General features: G+C 73.0%; 11 protein-coding genes. 3 read left to right on the forward strand and 8 right to left on the reverse strand.

All coding sequences use genetic code 11. The annotated features are described in order from the left end of the window. Positions 1–82: 82 nt before the first annotated feature. The 4 genes from smpB to ftsE all read right to left on the reverse strand — a co-directional run bounded on the left by smpB (position 83) and on the right by ftsE (position 3494). Positions 83–562, reverse strand: coding sequence for an SsrA-binding protein SmpB (gene smpB, locus ACFZDA_RS37175; protein WP_010039871.1), 480 nt, complete (start codon positions 560–562; stop codon positions 83–85). A 46-nt stretch (positions 563–608) separates the two neighbouring features. Then, positions 609–1778, reverse strand: coding sequence for a S41 family peptidase (locus tag ACFZDA_RS37180; RefSeq protein WP_391090194.1), 1170 nt, complete (start codon positions 1776–1778; stop codon positions 609–611). 68 nt (positions 1779–1846) lie between these two features. Continuing rightward, a complete protein-coding gene (gene ftsX / locus ACFZDA_RS37185; protein ID WP_391090196.1) occupies positions 1847–2764 on the reverse strand; it encodes a permease-like cell division protein FtsX in 918 nt (305 codons plus the stop codon). A gap of 40 nt (positions 2765–2804) precedes the next feature. Further along, on the reverse strand, positions 2805–3494 hold the full coding sequence (gene ftsE / locus ACFZDA_RS37190) for a cell division ATP-binding protein FtsE (RefSeq protein ID WP_003990615.1): 690 nt from the start codon (positions 3492–3494) through the stop codon (positions 2805–2807). A 313-nt stretch (positions 3495–3807) separates the two neighbouring features. Between ftsE and ACFZDA_RS37195 the strand changes: the two genes are divergently transcribed. After that, a complete protein-coding gene (locus ACFZDA_RS37195) occupies positions 3808–3999 on the forward strand; it encodes a hypothetical protein (protein WP_391090198.1) in 192 nt (63 codons plus the stop codon). A gap of 86 nt (positions 4000–4085) precedes the next feature. Here ACFZDA_RS37195 and ACFZDA_RS37200 read toward each other — a convergent pair whose 3' ends face one another. The 4 genes from ACFZDA_RS37200 to ACFZDA_RS37215 form a co-directional block, all read right to left on the reverse strand. Continuing rightward, a complete protein-coding gene (locus ACFZDA_RS37200; protein WP_391090199.1) occupies positions 4086–4703 on the reverse strand; it encodes a hypothetical protein in 618 nt (205 codons plus the stop codon). A gap of 303 nt (positions 4704–5006) precedes the next feature. Beyond that, complete coding sequence (prfB, locus tag ACFZDA_RS37205) at positions 5007–6113, reverse strand: peptide chain release factor 2 (protein ID WP_391090201.1); 1107 nt, start codon at positions 6111–6113, stop codon at positions 5007–5009. Between the two features lie 82 nt (positions 6114–6195). Further along, entirely contained in the window at positions 6196–7440 is a 1245-nt protein-coding gene (locus ACFZDA_RS37210; protein WP_391090203.1) for a protein kinase, read from the reverse strand. A 122-nt stretch (positions 7441–7562) separates the two neighbouring features. Then, positions 7563–9251 carry a protein kinase gene (locus ACFZDA_RS37215; RefSeq protein ID WP_391090205.1) on the reverse strand — a complete coding sequence of 563 codons (1689 nt, stop codon included), beginning with the start codon at positions 9249–9251 and terminating at the stop codon, positions 7563–7565. Between the two features lie 362 nt (positions 9252–9613). Between ACFZDA_RS37215 and ACFZDA_RS37220 the strand changes: the two genes are divergently transcribed. Together ACFZDA_RS37220 and ACFZDA_RS37225 are read left to right on the forward strand one after the other, a co-directional pair. Continuing rightward, complete coding sequence (locus ACFZDA_RS37220) at positions 9614–14095, forward strand: FHA domain-containing protein (RefSeq protein WP_391090277.1); 4482 nt, start codon at positions 9614–9616, stop codon at positions 14093–14095. A 189-nt stretch (positions 14096–14284) separates the two neighbouring features. After that, positions 14285–15688 carry an extracellular solute-binding protein gene (locus ACFZDA_RS37225; RefSeq protein WP_391090208.1) on the forward strand — a complete coding sequence of 468 codons (1404 nt, stop codon included), beginning with the start codon at positions 14285–14287 and terminating at the stop codon, positions 15686–15688. The last annotated feature ends 4 nt before the right edge of the window (positions 15689–15692 follow it).

Here is a 15692-nt window from a genome sequence, read left to right on the forward strand (position 1 = left end):
GCACCCGCTGTGGGGTGCAGGTGCCATCGTACGTGACCAACGCAGGTCGATGCCAGCGTATTCCCACGCACCCCTCGGGGGCCTACGCCCGCTGCTTGCGCCGCACCGCCGAGATCACCCGCTCGGCCTCGCGCCGGTCCTGCTTCTCGCGGAGCGTCTGGCGCTTGTCGTACTCCTTCTTGCCCTTCGCCAGCGCGATCTCGACCTTGGCACGGCCGTCCTTGAAGTACAGGGCGAGGGGCACGATGGTGTGACCCGTCTCCTGCGACTTCGACTCCAGCTTGTCGATCTCCTCGCGGTGCAGCAGCAGCTTCCGCTTGCGCCGCGCGCTGTGGTTGGTCCATGTGCCCTGGCTGTACTCGGGCACGTGCACGTTGTACAGCCACGCCTCGTGCCCGTCCATCTGCACGAAGCCGTCGACCAGCGACGCCCGTCCCTGGCGCAGCGACTTCACCTCGGTGCCGGTGAGGACCAGGCCGGCCTCGTAGGTGTCGATGATGAGGTAGTCGTGCCGCGCCTTCTTGTTCTGCGCGATCAGCTTGCGCCCTTTTTCCTTAGCCATAGTGCCGCCCATTTTCGCACTACGGAGGGGGCCCGCGGGAAGTCGATTACGAGGGACCGGCCAGACCGCGCAGTACGGTCTCGGCCCGCCGCAGGGCGCCCTCGTCGGCCTCCAGGTCGGGCGTGATGCCCCGGCCGTCGACCGCGCGGCCGGAAGGGGTGCGGTAGTGCCCGACGGTCAGCTCCGCGACGGAGCCGTCGGGCAGCCGGCTCGGCATCTGGACCGAGCCCTTGCCGAAGGTCCGGGACCCCACGACGAGCGCCCGTCCGCGGTCCTGGACGGCGCCGGTGAGAAGCTCGGCCGCGCTCATCGTCCCGCCGTCGACCAGCACGACCAGAGGTCTCGTCGTGTCGCCACCGGGATCGGCGTGCAGAACGCGCTGCTCACCGTCGACGTCGTATGTGGCGACCAGGCCGCCGTCGAGGAACGCGGAGGCGGCGGTGACAGCCTCGGTGACCAGGCCGCCGGAGTTGCCGCGCAGGTCGAGGACGATCCCGGCGCCGGGCGGGGCCTGCCGGACGGCCTCGCGGACCTGGTCGCCGGCGCCCTTGGTGAAGGTGTCGACCCGGATGACGGTGACCGAGCCGGCGACTCGTCGCACGGCGACCGAGTCCGTGGACAGCTGGGCCCGGCGCACGGTCTCGGTCCACGCGCGCGTGCCCCGCTCCAGGCCGAGGCGGACCGTGGTGCCGGCGGGGGCGCCGGTGGCGTCCCCGCGCAGCAGGGCGACGACCTCGGTGACGGGCCGCCCGTCGGTCTTCTCGCCGTCGACGCTGCGCAGCAGGTCTCCGGGCCGGATCCCGGCGGTGGCCGCGGGCGAGCCGGCACGCACCTTCGTCACCTCGATACGGCCGTCGCGTGCACTGCGCGCCCACAGGCCGACGCCGGTGTACTGGCCGCCGAGGGTTTCCTCGAACTCCTCGTACTCGCCCTCGGAGTAGACGGCGCCCCAGCGGTCCCCGCTGCGGCTGACGGCACGCTTCGCGGCCTCCATCGGGGACTTGCCGTCGGCCATGGCCTCCTCGGCCGCCCTGGTGACGTCCGCGTGGTTCCCGGCCGGGGCGGCCGAACGGGCCTGGTCCGCCGCGGACTTCCGGTCGGCCTGCGGGAGGGATCCGGTGGCCGCTCCCGCGACGAGCACGCTCGCGAACATCAAGGTCAGGGCGGCCCCGCGGCGCGTGCGACGGGGCTGACAGAACGGGTCACGACCTGACATGGCGGTGAGTCTAGGACAAGGGGAAGGGCCGTACGGCTCGTTGACCGCACGGCCCTTCTTGGGATGCGTCACACCTTCAAGTACTTGCGCAGCGCGAAGAACGCGGCCAACGCGGGCATCAGCAGACTCGTGGCGAGGATGAGCGGCAGCTTCGTCAGGACGGCGTCCCAGCCGATGAAGTTGATCAGCGTCAGCTGGTCGGCCAGCGCCAGTCCGTGGTCGATGAGGAAGTACCGGGCGATCAGCAGGAAGGCGCAGGCGAGCGTGCCGCCGATGAGTCCGGCGACCGCGGCCTCCATGATGAACGGCGCCTGGATGTAGAAGCCCGAGGCACCGACCAGGCGCATGATGCCAGTCTCGCGCCGCCGGCTGAACGCCGAGACGCGCACGGTGTTGACGATCAGCATCAGCGCGACGACCAGCATCAGCGCCATCACCGCCCGCGCCGCCCAGTTCATGCCGTTCAGCAGCTTGAAGAGGTTGTCCAGGATGCCCTTCTGGTCCTGGACGGACTGCACGCCGTCCCGCCCGTTGAAGGCGGTCGCGATGACCTGGTACTTCTGCGGGTCCTTCAGCTTGATGCGGTACGACTCCTGCATCTGGTCCGGCGTGAGGGAGCTGGCCAGCGGGGAGTCGCCGAACTGCTCCTTGTAGTGCTTGTACGCCTGGTCCTGCGACTCGTAGGTGACCGTCTGGACGACGCCCATCTTGCCGAGGTCGCTCTTGATCTGCTTCTTCTGGTCGTCCGTCACCGCGCCCTTGGCGCAGTTGGGGTCGGACTCGGCATCGCTCTTGTTGCAGAGGAAGATCGAGACGTTGACCTTGTCGTACCAGTAGCCCTTCATGGTGTTGACCTGGTCGCTCATCAGGAGCGACCCGCCGAACAGGGCGAGCGACAGGGCGACGGAGACGACGACGGCGAAGGTCATCGTCAGATTGCGGCGGAGACCTACGCCGATCTCCGACAGGACGAACTGGGCGCGCATGGCGAGGAGTTATGCCTTTCCGTGACTCTCTGGTGCGGTCTCAGTGCTGGTAGCCGTAGACACCGCGGGCCTGGTCGCGGACGAGGCGGCCCTTCTCCAGTTCGATGACGCGCTTGCGCATCTGGTCCACGATGTTCTGGTCGTGCGTGGCCATCACCACGGTGGTGCCCGTCCGGTTGATGCGGTCGAGCAGCTTCATGATGCCGACGGAGGTCTGCGGGTCGAGGTTGCCGGTGGGCTCGTCGGCGATGAGCAGCTTGGGCCGGTTGACGAAGGCCCTGGCAATGGCCACACGCTGCTGCTCACCACCGGACAGCTCGCCGGGCATCCGGTCCTCCTTGCCGCCGAGCCCGACGAGGTCGAGCACCTGCGGCACGGACTTGCGGATCTCGCCGCGGGACTTGCCGATGACCTCCTGCGCGAAGGCGACGTTCTCGCCGACCGTCTTGTTCGGCAGCAGGCGGAAGTCCTGGAACACCGTCCCCAGCTGGCGCCGCATCTGCGGCACCTTCCAGTTGGACAGGCGTGCGAGGTCCTTGCCCAGAACGTGCACCTGCCCGTGACTGCACCGCTCCTCGCGGAGGATCAGCCGCAGGAAGGTGGACTTTCCGGAGCCGGAGGACCCCACGAGGAAGACGAACTCGCCCTTCTCGACCTCCAGGGAGACATCCCTGAGGGCGGGGCGGGTCTGCTTGGGGTAGACCTTGGAGACGTTGTCGAATCGGATCACGGATGCACCACGGGTCGCCGGGGGTAGATGAGCGTGACCATACGCGAACCGGGCAGCAGACCGCAGTCACCGACTGTGGTTGCGTAGTGGATGTGCCGTTTTGTGCCTACTCAAGGGGCGTGGGGCTGTGTCACTATGCGGCTCCGCCGCGTGGGCGCGCCCAGCCCCCACGGCGGCAGCCGCACAACAATGCACGCCCACCCCTCTGGGAGCGAACCGCGCGCCCTTCGGAGGAACCTGGCACAGTGGGAAGGGAACGTTCGCACCACCGCGAGCGTTACACACAAGGAACCGGCGCAAGGAGGGCGAGCGCATGACGTACGACCGGCTGGTGTGCGCGAACTGCGCGGCGCCCGTGAGCGAGGGCCGGTGCCCCGTGTGCCGCGCGAACCGCGAGCGGCTGCAGCAGGAAAACTTCCTCGCGGGTCTGAACCCGGTGGCACTGATCGCACTGCTCACCGTGCTGATCGCCGCGGTCGCACTCCTGGCGCACCAAACCGCCTAGCGACGACACGGCCGAGGGCCCGGAGCGTTCCGCTCCGGGCCCTCGGCGCTGCACTGTGCCTACCGTCCGTAGGGACGCGGCTACCGTCAGGCGGCAGCCCCGCCGCGGCCGCCCATGAGGCGCGGCAGGACGCGGAAGCCGACACCGCCGGCGATCATCGTGGCGGCGCCGATCACCAGGAAGGTGGTCTGCGTGGCACCCGTCTCGGCGAGCTCCTGGCCGTTGCCCTGGGCCTGCGGGGCCGCCGGGGTGGCGTCCGAGCCGGTGTCGGTGAGGGAGGAGGAGCCCTCCTCCTGCGGCGAGGTGCCGCCGTCGGGGTCGGCGGCGTTGCCGCCGCCGTTCCCGCCACCGTTGGCGTTGCCGTTGCCGCCGCCGTTGCCGTTCCCGTTGCCCGGGTCGGTCGGCTGGTCCGTCGGGTCCTCGGTCGGCTCGGTGGGCTCGTCCGTGGGCTCGGTCGGCTCGTCGGTGGGGTCCTCGGTCGACGGCGGGTCCGTCGGGAGGTCCGTCGGCGGGTCGGTGGGGAGCTCGGTGGGAACCGGCGGCGTCGGAGTCGGGGCGGGTGACTCCTCGGCGCACAGGATGCCCAGCAGGCAGTTCTCGGACTCGGCGGCGGATGCGGCACCGGCGGCGGTCAGCGAGGCACCGGCGGCGATCACGGCACCGGCCGCTATCCGCGCGACACGGATCCGTGTCTTCTTCGTCATGTGGTTGCTACCCCCAGTAGCTCATCGTCATTAGGCAGCGTTTGGAGCTGTGCTCGACGGGGGTAGCTGCGATGAAAGAGCCCCCCGGTTCACATGCGCCCCAGAGACACGCATGCCGCGCTTTACCCTTCCCACTTTTCAAAGACACGTCAAGGGCGTTTGCGGCCGCCATGTCCAAGTACGGGGGCAATGCCGGGAGTCTGACCCTGTGAGTGTGATGTAAAACCCAGACATGAGAGCACAGAAGCGGGCACGGAAAAGGCAACTACCGCCCTCACGACGGCAGTTGCCTTGTCGACAAACTTACTTCTCCTGCTGCTTGCGCCAGCGAATTCCGGCTTCGAGGAAACCGTCGATCTCACCGTTGAAAACAGCCTCGGGGTTGCCGACCTCGAAATCGGTGCGCAGGTCCTTGACCATCTGGTAGGGGTGCAGCACGTACGAACGCATCTGGTTGCCCCAGGAGTTGCCGCCGTCGCCCTTGAGGGCGTCCATCTTGGCCTGCTCCTCCTGGCGGCGCCGCTCCAGCAGCTTGGCCTGGAGCACGTTCATGGCCGTCGCCCGGTTCTGGATCTGCGAGCGCTCGTTCTGGCAGGAGACGACGATGCCGGTGGGGATGTGGGTGATGCGCACCGCGGAGTCGGTGGTGTTCACACCCTGGCCGCCGGGGCCCGAGGACCGGTAGACGTCGATGCGCAGCTCGCTCTCGTCGATGTCGACGTGGTCGGACTGCTCGACCACGGGCAGGATCTCCACGCCCGCGAAGGAGGTCTGCCGCCGGCCCTGGTTGTCGAAGGGCGAGATGCGCACCAGCCGGTGCGTGCCCTGCTCGACGGAGAGCGTGCCGTACGCGTAGGGCGCCTGGACGGCGAAGGTGGTCGACTTGATGCCGGCCTCCTCCGCGTACGACGTCTCGTAGATCTCGGTCTTGTAGCCGCGCTGCTCGGCCCACCGCAGGTACATGCGCTGGAGCTTCTCGGCGAAGTCGGCGGCGTCGACGCCGCCGGCCTCGGCGCGGATGTTCACCAGGGCCTCACGGGCGTCGTACTCGCCGGACAGGAGCGTGCGGACCTCCATCTCGTCCAGCGCCTTCCTGACGGCGACGAGCTCGGACTCGGCCTCGGCACGGGTGTCCGGGTCGTCCTCCTCCTCGGCCATCTCGAAGAGCACGGCGAGGTCGTCGATACGACCGCGCAGCGCCTCCGCCTTGCGCACCTCGGCCTGGAGGTGGGACAGCTTGCTGGTGATCTTCTGCGCCTCATCGGGGTTGTCCCACAGGGACGGCGCGGCCGCCTGCTCCTCGAGCACGGCGATGTCTGCCCTCAGCCGGTCCAGGTCCAGAACGGCCTCGATCGACTCCATGGTCGAGGAGAGGGACTTGAGCTCTTCGGATACATCGACGACTGCCACGCCCTCCAGCGTAACGGCTCCGCCCGGCGGCCATCGCCGGGCGTCGGGGCCCGCCGGGGCGGATCGGAGGGGACCCGGGGGGTCAGGGGGACTGCGGGGCCGAGTTCTTCGTGTCCTGGGGAGGGGCGCTCGCGTCGTCGCCCGAGGTGGACAGCCACGCCCCGACGCCGACCGCCGCCGCCAGGACGACCGCGACCGCGCCGAGGGTGACGCGGCGGCGCCGGGCGAGGGCGCGGTTGCGGGCCGAGCCCGGCCGGGGCGTGCCCGCCGCGCGCGGGGCCCGGGCCGTGCCGTGCGCGCCCCCGGCCAGTTCGTCGGGGGCCGGTACGCGCATCGAGGTGTGCGTGTCCCGGTTGGAGTCGGCGGGTTTCGCGCCCGGCACCAGGGGGACCGCGCCCCGCCGCCGGATCCGCTCGGCCGGTGCCGGCCCGGCGGGCTGCTCCTCCCGGTCCGCCTCCTCGGCCGACTCGGTGTCCGGCTCGTCCACCTCCAGCGGCGGCATGCCCGCCAGCATCGGCAGCAGCTCCCGCAGCCGGGCCCCGAGCTCCGAGGCCCGCAGCCGCGAGGCCGGTGCCTTGGCCAGGCACTGCACGAGCAGCTGCCACAGCTCGTCCGGGATGCCGGGCAGCGGGACGACCGTCTCCGTGACGTGCCGGCGCAGGACCGCGCCCGGGTGGCCGCCGCCGAACGGGGTGAAGCCGGCCAGCAGCTCGTAGAGCACCGTGGCGAGCGCGTAGATGTCGACGGAGGCGCGGGGCGGCAGGCCCTCGACGATCTCCGGGGCGAGGTAGTCCGGCGTGCCGATGATCTTCGTGGCCTTGGTCCGGCGCGGGGTGTCGATGAGTTTGGCCACGCCGAAGTCGGTCAGCAGCGCGCGGTGGGAGCCGCCCGGGCCCAGGGGGCCCTGCATGTCCAGGAGGACGTTCTCCGGCTTCACGTCCCGGTGCACGACGCCCGCGGCGTGCGCGGCCGCCAGTCCGTCGGCGATGTCGGCCGCGATCGCGACGGCCGCCTCGGGCGCGAGGCGCCGGTCCCGCTCCAGCCGGGTGCGCAGGTCGGTGCCCCGGACGAGGTCCATGACCAGTGCCAGGTCGTTGCCGTCGACGACCAGGTCGCGCACCGACACCACGTGCGGGTGCTCCAGGCCGAGCAGTGCCGTGCGCTCCTGCACGAAGCGCCCGACGAGTTCCTGGTCGGACGCCAGGTCCTCGCGCAGCAGCTTGATGGCGACGGGGCCCTCGGGACCCTCACCCAGCCACACCGTGCCGGCGCTGCCCCGCCCCAGGATCTGGTGAGCGGTGTACCGGCTGCCGATCTTCCGTGCCAAGGCTGCTCCTACCGACGCGTGTTGTCGCTAAAACTACGCGTCCGGGGAGCCAACCTTCACTGCGGAGGCAGAAATCACCCGCCAGGTGTCGACAAATCGCCAACCCCGCGAGGCGGTTCGCGTCAGTTCGTGCCCGAACCGCTCCCGCCGACCTTCTCGATCCAGCCGGTCACCGTGCTGAACCAGTCCGTGAGCTGGTCCCAGTAGCCCTTGGTGGTGCCGATCCACTCCTGGAGCGGGCTCAGCTCCCAGATCAGCCAGCCGGCGACGAACAGGATGACGATCGTGAAGAGGCAGCCCTTCAGGCAGCCGAGCCCCGGGATCCGCATCGGGTTGGCGCTGCGCTGCCGGGGCTGGCGGGGCTCGCGCTGGGGCCGCTGCGGCTGCTGGGGCTGGGGCGGCGGTGCGGGCGGGGCGTAGCGCTGCGGGGGCTGGGGCCGCTGGGGCTGCGGGGCGTACTGCTGGGGCTGCTGCTGCGGATGGCCGTAGCCGGGCCCCGGCGGGGGTGCCTGGCGGTGCGGGGGCTGCTGGGGCCGGGCGACCTGCCGGTGGGGGCGGCGGCGCAGCGGGTCCTCGTTCGGGTCGAGGTACTGGACCTGGGTCTGTTCGTTGCGGTCGCGGGCCGCGCGCAGCTGGTTCTGCCAGGGGTGCGGGTCCTCGGGTCCGCCCTGCTGACCGGGGTGGCCAGGTGAGCCCGGCGGGACCGGCGGCATCACGGCGGTCGGGTCGGCCGCGCCCCGGTTCGGCAGGACGGCGGTGGGGTCGGCGGCGCCGGCCGGGCCGCCGGTGTGCGGCATCACGCTGGTCGCGGCGTTCGGGTCGTACGAGCCCGCGCCCTGCGGGAGGACCTGGGTGGGGTCGGCGTCGCCCGTGCCGGACGTGTCCGGCACGGGCGCGGGCGCCGGGTCGGGCACCAGGAGCGCGCCGACGTTCTCGGCGGCGGCGATCTGCGCGGAGTTCGCGTGCACCCCGATGCCCTCGGCGACGACGCGCAGGCCACGGGCGAGGTTCTCGGCGCTGGGCCGCTCGTCCGGGTTCTTGCGCAGGCAGCGCTCGATGATCGTCCACAGCGGGTCGGGGACCGTGGAGGGGCGGCGCGGCTCGGCGCTGAGGTGCTGGTGCAGCACCTCCAGGGCGGAGCCGCCGGAGAACGGCGGGCGGCCGGTGACCAGCTCGTACAGCAGGATGCCGGCGCCGTAGATGTCGACGGCGGAGGTCTGCGGGCGGCCTTCGGCGGACTCGGGAGCCACGTACGCGGGCGTGCCGACGAACTCCTGGGTGCGGGTCAGGCCCGGGGAGTCGGCCAGGCGGGCGATGCCGAAGTCGGTCAGCAGCGGGTGCATCTGCCCGTCGTACTGCTGGAGCAGCACGTTCGCCGGCTTGAGGTCGCGGTGGACGACGCCGTCGGCGTGGCTGGCGGCGAGCGCGTCGGCGATCTGGGCGGTGAGCAGGGCCGCCGCGACGGGGCTGAAGGGCCCGTTCTCGCGCAGGTAGCGGTGCAGGTCGGGGCCCTCGACGAGGTCCATGACCAGCGCCAATAGATCGCCCTCGACCACCAGGTCACGGACCCGGACGATGTTCGGGTGGGTCAGCCGGAGCAGGACGGAGCGCTCCCGCAGGAAGCGCATCACGACGTCCGCGTCGCTGGCCAGCTCCTCCTTGAGGACCTTGATCGCGACGGTCTCGCCGGGCTGTCCCGGTACGGCCGCCTCGGCGCCCGCGGTCTCGCGCTGGCGGGCTCGCCAGACGGTGCCCGTGGCGCCGCGCCCGAGCGGCTCCTCGAGCAGGTACTTGCTGCCTACCGGCCGCACGTCATGCGCTCCCTGGTGCTTGCCTTGCCTGCTGGCCTGTCCGACCCACTGTAGTGCCGTGCCGCCGGGGACCGGGGTGTCGTCGTTCTGTGGGTCTTACGTATGCGTTCTCACACGCGTTCGAAGGAAAGACGCTCACCTCGGTCTCGGGGTTGCCGAGAGTGTGCGTGACCGATCTCAAGTGATCGCCAGTGGGTCATCTCTCAGGCACTTTTGCGGGCAGAGCCGACCAATCAAGATCACTTGTTCCCGAGCGAGGGGCGCGGTGTCAGTGGCAGGTGCGAGGATGCGTGCAGTACTGGCCGACGTGCCGGGGCGGGGCGGGGGACTCCGCGCCCAGGCAGAAGGGACCGCTGACGGCGATGCAGATCCGGCTGACCGTCATAGACCCGCTGGGCCTGGCGGCTCCGGCCCGGGACCGCGCCGCCCGCTGCGACGTGCTGGTCACCGCGCCCGCCGGGACGGCGCTCGCGGCGGTGGCCTCCGGGCTCGCCCAGGTGGTCCTCGGCGGTGACGGCTCGGGCACCCCGGTGCTGTACGCCGGGGAGCAGCGGCTCGACGCCCAGCGCTGCACGCTCGGCGAGCCCCCGCTGACCGACGGTGCCGTGCTGTCCGTGGGCGCGCCGGGCGAGCCGGAGCCGCATCCCGAGCTGGACGACGCCCCGGCCCAGCTCCAGGTGGTCGCCGGGCCCGACGCCGGCGGCGTCCACATCCTGCACGGCGGCGAGATCCGCATCGGCCGCTCCGCCGACGCCGACGTGCCGCTGGACGACCCGGACGTCTCCCGGCTGCACTGCGCGGTGACGGTGAGCCCCGACGGCCGCGTCTCGGTCGCCGACCTCGACTCCACGAACGGCACGACGCTGGACGGCTCGCGCGTGGGCGGCCGGGCGGTCCGTTTCGCCCCCGGGGCGCTGCTCCGAATCGGCGAATCGGCCCTGCGGCTGGCTCCCGCCGGGGGGCCGGGGGGCCGGGTGGACACGACGCCGGACGGGGAGGGGCACGTACGCGTGCCGGGGCCTGCCGGCGCGGGTGAGGCGGGCGTGGATACGCCAGCGTCGGATTCGATACCTGCCGGGGCTGTCGCGCCTGCGGGGGCATTTGGGGCTTCTGGGCGGGTCGCGCCTGCCGGGGCCTCGGGGGCTTCCGGGACTTCCGGGGCTTCCGGGGCTTCCGGGGCTTCCGGGGCTTCCGGGGCTTCCGGGGCTTCCGGGGCTTCCGGGCCCGCGCCTACCAGTTCTTCCGGGGCTTCCGGGCCCACTGGGGCCATCGGGGCTACCGCGCCTCTCGGCTCTGCCGGCGCTTCCGGGCCTGCCAGGTCTTCCCGGGCATCCGGGGTTCCCCGTACCTCCGGGGGGCCAGGGGTTTCCGGGGCCGCCACGCCTGTCGACCCTGCCGGATCCTCGGGGGCTTCCGGGGCCGCCGGGGTTTCCGGGCGAGCCGCGCCCAGCGGCTCGGCCGAGGCTTCAGGGGCCTTCGGCCCCGCCCGGTCTCCGGAGGCTTCCGGGTCTACCAGGTCGTCCGGGTCTACCAGGTCGTCCGGGCCTGCCGGGCCTGCCGGGCCTGCCGGGCCTTCGGGGCAGACCCATCACGCTCACGGCGCGGCGGCCTGGGGCACGCCGGGCGCCGCAGGGCACGGCTCCGGGGACTCGGCGGTGGTGCCGGGGCAGGGTGGGGAACCTCGGGTCGAGAGCAGGGGTGCGGGAGCGGCCGCGGAGGTTTCGCGTCCGGTTGCCGGGGGTGGGCCGGGGGCCGCGCAGGGCGGGTTCCGGGCTGCTGCCGGTGAGCACGGGCCGGGGATGGCCCGGGGCCAGGGGGAGTCGGGGCCCGTCGGCCCCGGCGGAGACTCAGCGCGTACGACACCGCAGGAGGGGGCGCGTACGGCGTCGCCGGAAGGCGTGGTCCGGGCTCCCCGCCAGCGTGGCACCACAGAGGACTCCCCCGACGGCGTCACCAGCACTCCCCGGCAGCACGGTCCGACGCAGCACGGACTCGGTGCCGGGGACACGCACGCGGGGCGCTCCGGGGCCGGGGCGCTGGGCGGGGCGTTCGATGACGGGCGTGCGGGCGATTCCGGCCAGGGCTCCGGAGCGGCGGACGGCACAGGCCCTCATGCCCGGGCCGGGGCCCAGGCGGCCCCCGGTTCGACGGCTCCCACGGGCGCCGGCCCGGTCAGGGACGGGCACCCCGGCGACGCCGGCGGCACACGCACGAGCCCATACCCCCCGGCCGGAGGCCAAGCACCCCACCGGCCGGCCGCGCCCACCGGCCCCGGCCCGGACAGGAACAGGCACCCCGGTGACACCAGCGGGACAGGCGCAAGCCCGCACGCCCCGGCCGGGGGCCAGACAGCTCCCGGTGGCAGTCGCCCCGGTGACGACGGCCGCGCGGGCGAGCCGGACGAGCGGTCCGGGCGTGGGCGCAAGGGCACTCCGCTCCGGGGCACCGATGTTCCGCCGGGGACGCGTAAGCGGGGCGGGCTCGGGGCGTGGGCGCGGCGGCTGGCCGGGGGGCGTGGTGAGCAGGCGCCTCCCGCGCGCGGGGCGTACGAGGACGAGCCCGCCGAAGGGATCGCGGAGCGCTCCGCGGTCGTCGGGCCCGCCGTGCCGGAGACCTGGCCGGATCCGGCCACGCTGCTGCTGACGGCGCTGGGGCCGGGCCCCCGGCTGTGGGAGCGCGGGCCGGGCCACCCGGAGGCGCTCGCGGTGCGCCTCGGCACCGCCGACCGGGCCGCGCCGGACGGCTCCGGCCTGCTGCCCTCGGTGCCGGTGACCGCCGGGCTGCGCGAGGTCGGCGCACTCGGTCTGGCCGGGCCCCGGGCGCGGCTCGCCGGGCTGGCCCGTGCCGTGCTGGCGCAGCTCACCGCGCTGCACTCCCCGGACACACTGGAGATCGTCCTGATCGCCGCGGACCGCTCCCGCCCCCTGGCGGAGCGCACCGCCGAGTGGTCCTGGCTGGGCTGGCTGCCGCATGTCCGTCCCGGGCACGGGCAGGACTGCCGCCTGCTGCTCGCCTACGACCGGGAACAGGCCGCCGCCCGCACGGACGAGCTGATGCGCCGACTGGAGGACCAGCTGGCGGAGGCCGGCGGGCTGCTGGGCAACGTCCGGTTCTCCCGAGCACCGGAGGCCGACGGCCAGGGCGGTGACACCCAGCCGAGCGGCCCGGCCGGTCCCGCGCCCCGCCGCCCCTCCTGGGCCCGGGACGACACCCCCGCCCCCGAGCCCGGCCAGGCGACCGGCTTCCCCGGCCCCTACACCGTCCTCGTCGTGGACGGCGACCCCGGCGGCGCCGACCTGCGTGCGGCCGTGGCGCGGCTGGCGCTGGAGGGACCCCGGGCCGGGATCCATGTCGTCTGCCTGGCCGAGACCGCCGCCGCCTCCCCCGCCTCGCCCGTGACGGAGACCTACGAGGCGGCCTGCTCGGTGGCGCCCACGTTCCGGCAGTGCGGTGCCGTCGCGCTGCTCAGCGGGGACGTGGCGACGGCCCTGCGGCTGATGCGCGTGGCCCGGGTCGGGGGCGAGGGCTCACCGTCCGGACCCGTCGGGCACGGCACGATCGCCACGGTCGACGCCGTCTCCCCCGCCTGGGCGGAGCGGTTCGCGCGGGCGCTGGCGCCGCTGCGTACGGACGGCTCGGCGAGCGACGGGCAGCCGCGTGTCTCCGCACCGCTGCCCCAGTCGGCACGGCTGCTGGACGAACTGGGCCTGGCCCGGGCGACCCCGGCGTCGCTGATGGCGCGCTGGGCGGACGCGGCCGACGACACCGAGGCGCTGGGCGGGCGGGTGCGCGCGGTACTGGGCGCCGGGCCGCGCGGCCCGGTCTGCGCGGACCTCGCGGCCCAGGGACCGCATCTGCTGGTCGAGGGCCCGCCGGGCAGTGGCCGTACCGAGCTGCTGCGGGCGGTCGTCGCGTCCCTGGCCGCCGCCGATCGGCCGGACCGGCTGGGCATCGTGCTGGTCGACGGCCGGGGCGGCCCCGGAGCGGGAGGCGGGGCCGGCGAGGGCCTGCGCGTGTGTACGGACGTCCCGCATGTCACCACGTACCTCACGGCCCACGACCCGGTCCGGATGCGGGAGTTCGCGCAGTCCCTGAGCGCCGAGCTGAAGCGGCGCGCCGAGTTGCTGGGCCGGTCCGACTTCGCCGAGTGGCACACCGGGCGCGAGCTGTCGGGCCGTATGGTCGCCCAGCGGACGGCGACGGCCCGGGGCGGCGCCCCGGCCGAGGCGGGTGCCCGGACGGCCGCCGGGGCCGGGGATCTCGACTCCCCGCCCAGTTCGACGATGCGGCTGCGGCCGGGAGCGGCCCGGCGGCAGACGCAGGCGGCGCCGCCGCTGCCCCGGCTCGTCGTGGTCGTGGACGACCTGGACGCGCTGGTCTCCCCGGCCCTCGGCTCGACGGGACGGCCCGCGGCCGGATCGGTGATGCGCGCGCTGGAGGCGGTGGCCCGGGAGGGCGAGCGGCTGGGTGTCCACCTGGTTGCGGCAACCGGTCCGTGCGCCCGTACGGCACAGACGGAACCGGCGCGCCGGGCCACCCTCCGCGTGAGCCTCGACGCCCCGGCGCCGGGCCCGGACGAGCCCGCTCCCGGCCGCGGCCGCCTCGCCTGCGAGGACGGGCGGGTCACGCCGTTCCAGGGCGGGCGGGTCACCGGCCGTATCCCCCGGACGGCGACGCTGCGGCCTACTGTCGTACCCCTGGAGTGGCACCGCATGGGGGACCCCCCGGCCCGGCGTCCGGTGCGGGAGCTCGGAAACGGCCCGACCGACCTGGCACTGCTGGCCAGCGCGCTCGAAAGGGCGGCGCGGGAGGTCGCGGCGGCGCAAGTACCGTCCCTTCTCTAGTACTTGTCCACGGCGCTGGCTGGATGCCGACCCCCTTCGTTGATCAGGGCCGAGTCCCTGGTCACGAGGGGGTCACGATCCCCCGCTTGACAGCCGATGCCATCTTGCCGCCCCCGCGCACCCGGGCGTAGACCAGTTCGCACGGGAGCGCGCTCGACGTTCGACGAGGGAACGAAGAACGGGGCAGTCATGCGCAGGACGAGCAGCACCATCCTGAAACGCCGGTCGCCGCAGCGGGACAAGGCGACCCTCCAGCACCGCAGAGCCGCCAAGGCCGCGGCCGCCGTCGCCGCGGGAGCGCTCGCGCTCTCGCTCAGCGCCTGCGGAGGCGACGACAAGGACAGCGGTGGAAGCCCGGGCAACAGCGAGGAGACCGCCAGCAACGTCAACCTTCCGAAGCTCGACGGGACGAGCCTGGAGATCGCCGCCGTGTGGACCGGCGCGGAACAGGCCAACTTCAAGAAGGTCCTCGCGGAGTTCGAGAAGCGCACGGGCGCCAAGGTCACGTTCGTGCCCGCCCAGGACCCGATCATCAACTTCATCGGTTCGAAGGTGGCGGGCGGGCAGCCGCCGGACATCGCGATGCTGCCGCAGCCGGGCGCCATCAAACAGGCCGTCGACCGGGGCTGGGCCAAGCCTCTCGGCGCCGAGGCGCAGAAGGAACTCGGCGAGAACTACTCGCAGGGCTGGCAGGACATCGGCAAGGTGGGCGGCAAGCAGTACGGCGTCTACTACAAGGCCGCCAACAAGTCCCTGATCTGGTACAACAACCAGGTCTTCGAGAACGCCGGGGCGAGTGAGCCCGAGACCTGGCCGGATCTGCTGAAGACCGCTCAGACGGTCTACGACTCCGGGGTCACGCCGTTCTCCGCCGGCGGCTCCGAGGGCTGGACGCTGACCGACTGGTTCGAGAACGTCTACCTCTCGCAGGCCGGTCCCGAGAAGTACGACCAGCTGGCCAAGCACGAGATCAAGTGGACGGACCGGTCCGTGAAGGACGCGCTGAGCACGCTCGCGCAGGTCTGGGGCAAGCCGGACTACATCGCGAAGGGGGCGTTGCAGACCGACTTCCCGACCTCCGTCACGCAGGCCTTCACCGGCGGGGACCAGCCCAAGGCGGCCATGGTCGCCGCGGGCGACTTCGCGCAGGTCAACATCCCGAAGAGCATGAAGATCGGCACGGACGCGAAGGTCTTCCCGTTCCCGGCGGTCGGTGACAACGGGCCGGTGGTCTCGGGCGGCGACGCGGCCGTGATCCTGAAGGACTCCAAGGGGGCGCAGGCCCTGGCCACCTGGCTCGCCTCGCCGGACGCGGCGCAGATCCAGGCCAAGCTGGGCGGTTACCTCTCGCCGAACAAGAGCGTGCCGAACTCCGCGTACCCGAACGCGGTGCAGCGCAGGATCGCCAAGGCGCTCATCGACGCCGGTGACGACTTCCGCTTCGACATGTCCGACCAGGCCCCGCAGGCCTTCGGCGGCACGCCCGGCAAGGGCGAGTGGAAGACCCTCCAGGACTTCCTGAAGAACCCGAAGGACATCGCGGGTACGCAGGCGAAGCTGGAGGCCGAAGCGGCCGCGGCCTACGGAGGCTGACGGC

The sequence above is a fragment of the Streptomyces sp. NPDC007991 genome (genome assembly GCF_042958445.1).
In the GTDB taxonomy this organism is placed as follows: Bacteria; Actinomycetota; Actinomycetes; order Streptomycetales; family Streptomycetaceae; genus Streptomyces.